Origin of the sequence: Faecalibacterium langellae (assembly GCF_002549775.1) — a bacterium.
Classification (GTDB): domain Bacteria; phylum Bacillota; class Clostridia; order Oscillospirales; family Ruminococcaceae; genus Faecalibacterium; species Faecalibacterium langellae.
Window position 1 is genome coordinate 1 of sequence record NZ_NMTR01000031.1, and the last position, 1,965, is coordinate 1,965.

At 32.2% G+C, this 1,965-nt stretch carries 4 protein-coding genes; 2 read left to right on the forward strand and 2 right to left on the reverse strand.

Going from position 1 to position 1,965, the window contains the following annotated elements:
- The coding region (locus CGS49_RS13355) for a DNA cytosine methyltransferase (protein ID WP_179859093.1) at positions 1–230 on the forward strand (230 nt) is incomplete at its 5' end.
- 253 nt (positions 231–483) lie between these two features.
- On the opposite strand, the gene CGS49_RS13360 is transcribed toward CGS49_RS13355, so the two are convergent.
- Complete coding sequence (locus tag CGS49_RS13360) at positions 484–795, reverse strand: hypothetical protein (protein ID WP_097802286.1); 312 nt, start codon at positions 793–795, stop codon at positions 484–486.
- Positions 796–965: 170 nt separating this feature from the next.
- Between CGS49_RS13360 and CGS49_RS13365 the strand changes: the two genes are divergently transcribed.
- Positions 966–1,733 carry a hypothetical protein gene (locus CGS49_RS13365; protein WP_143405876.1) on the forward strand — a complete coding sequence of 256 codons (768 nt, stop codon included), beginning with the start codon at positions 966–968 and terminating at the stop codon, positions 1,731–1,733.
- A 26-nt stretch (positions 1,734–1,759) separates the two neighbouring features.
- Here the strand turns inward: CGS49_RS13365 and CGS49_RS14575 are convergent, their stop codons facing one another.
- On the reverse strand, positions 1,760–1,891 hold the full coding sequence (locus CGS49_RS14575; RefSeq protein WP_265578740.1) for a hypothetical protein: 132 nt from the start codon (positions 1,889–1,891) through the stop codon (positions 1,760–1,762).
- Between the last annotated feature and the right edge of the window lie 74 nt (positions 1,892–1,965).

Below are 1,965 nucleotides of genomic sequence, written 5' to 3' on the forward strand. Positions count from 1 at the left end.
CTCTTACCGCCAATATGGGAACAGGTGGGCACAATGTCCCGCTAATTCTAACTAATAGCAAGGAAATCCGTAAACTAACACCTCGTGAGTGTTTCAATGTCCAAGGTTTTCCTAAAGACTACAAACTTCCTGAGCAAAGTAACGGTCGTCTCTACAAGCAAGCTGGAAATAGTGTTACTGTCCCAGTAATTGAACGGATAGCTAAAAATATAGCAAAGGCAATCAACTAAAACGGGGTTCAGCGTGAGCTGATCCGCCGTTTTTTTTATGCCGTCTTATATGTAAAAATGGTACTAAACTACGAATTTTTATGCTGAGAGAGCGTTTCTGAGGTTGTTTCGACAAAAAGAATGGGTACTATATCGCAAAAACTCCTTTAAAATCAACGATTTAAGAGATTTCTTTTACTTCTAAAACTTTCCGAAAAAGATAAATTTTCAGGAAAGAAATGGTTAAGTAGAGAAGCAAGGCTTCCCTACTTAACTATTTTGAAATATCATCAGCTAGTTGCTCAATATTTTTACTAATCACGTGTGCTAGCAACTTCTTGTCACTATCAATTTTGGGGAAAAATAGTTTTAATTGTTCTTGAACAATTACGCCTTGAGCCTCAATAATTTTGATAGCTTCATCAATATCCCAATCTGCAAAAGTAGTTTTTGATACTTTTTCATAGCCATAGGCTAATACAAAAACTTCAGCAATTAATTTTTTCTTAGCATTGATATCAGTAGAACTGATTGCTGATTTAAGTTTTGCAATGCTTGAAGAGTTAATTTTGACAGTTGTCGTCATGGTTAAATACCTACAGGTTATAGACCTGTCTTTCTTTTTTTGATACTACTATTGTAGTATAACCGAACTCAAAAAACTAACCGAGTAACAAAAAATTAAAACTTAAAACCCTTGATTTACAGCGGTTTTGGCTATAAAATATAATAAAAACTAACCAGATTGGAAATTTTATGGAACTTACAATTGATTTGAGTAGTATTGTAAGCAGAGATATTAGGGTATTAAGCCCTAATAATTACTTAGAATTATATAATGACCCCTCAAGAGAGCCTTGGGAGTTATTTTTTAAGCCACATCAACTAGAAAAAGTTTTTCAATCATCTTTTTCTGTTACTTCGTCACAGTTGAGGGAATTTTTAACAGAAACCTTTGGTATTCCTTTTGAACTTGATAATAATTCAAACAGAAATAGATTAAACGAAATGATAAAAGATATAGCTCCTACACAAAGAGGAAAAAGGACAAAATTAAACTTTTATCAATATCGAAATCTTATTCTATCTGATAAATTCAATAAATTCATATTGAGTAAGCACGATGAATGGAAAGTAGATGACCAAGAAAAAATGTACAATGAAATCATGTATCTACAAGTAAACAAGTTCAAAGAGTCAGCTTTATATCAAGAACAAAAAAAGAAAGACACTATATACTATGCCAATGCTTTATCTCTTGTAGAAGGATTTGACCAAGTTCTAAAACAATATTACTCAATGTTTTTAGACCTATGGCATATTCAACGGGTCGATTATAGATACATAGAAGCTCCAGCTGAAACGAAACAAATGTTAGATATTGTATCTTATCGATTTAGACAAAAATCTCCATTAGTATATAAGTTTGATTCCCGTGATGATGTGTACAGTACAACCAAAAACCAAATTATTGAATGGTTCTTACAAGACGTGGACAGATGGGCAAATAACGAAATAAAATAGGCGTTCATTATCGCCTATTATTCTTACTAAAAATTGTAGTCATCCTCTAACCTGTCTAATACCATCTCATGAAATTGTTCTAACAACCTATCTGCTTCAATCATTTCACTTACGTGATTATTTAAATATCCTGCCATTTTATCAATCAATTCATTCATAACAAAACTTCCCTTTCACTTTAACTATTCGATTTCCTTTTGAAAAAGTGAGTTTTTTTTCGGGATATTTGTTT